At 63.2% G+C, this 321-nt stretch carries 1 pseudogene; it reads right to left on the reverse strand.

The annotated features are described in order from the left end of the window. A pseudogene (locus AB1L30_RS00855) lies at nucleotides 1-224 on the reverse strand (chorismate synthase); the annotation flags it as partial. Between the last annotated feature and the right edge of the window lie 97 nt (nucleotides 225-321).

Here is a 321-nt window from a genome sequence, read left to right on the forward strand (position 1 = left end):
GCGATGTCCGAATAGTCCTTCGATCGCTGGTCGGTGTTCTCGATCAGCAGGGAAATCGGCGTGCCGGTGGTCCGTTGCTGCCCGTCCTCGTCCGCGAATACGCCCGACAGGATTCGCACCGCGTCGGCCTCCTGCCGCTGGGTGGTGAACTTGTTCTGCCCGGGCTTGCGTGCATCCAGGAACGGCTGGATATCGCTTTCCGACAGCGCGATGCCCGGAGGGCAGCCGTCGACCCTGGCCGGATGTTGCGCGCATCACTCGCATGCTCCATTGTGAAAACGATACCCCTGCGGCACTGGCCGGTTATGCCGAACGCTTTCA

It is taken from the genome of Bremerella sp. JC817 (genome assembly GCF_040718835.1).
Lineage (GTDB): Bacteria > Planctomycetota > Planctomycetia > Pirellulales > Pirellulaceae > Bremerella.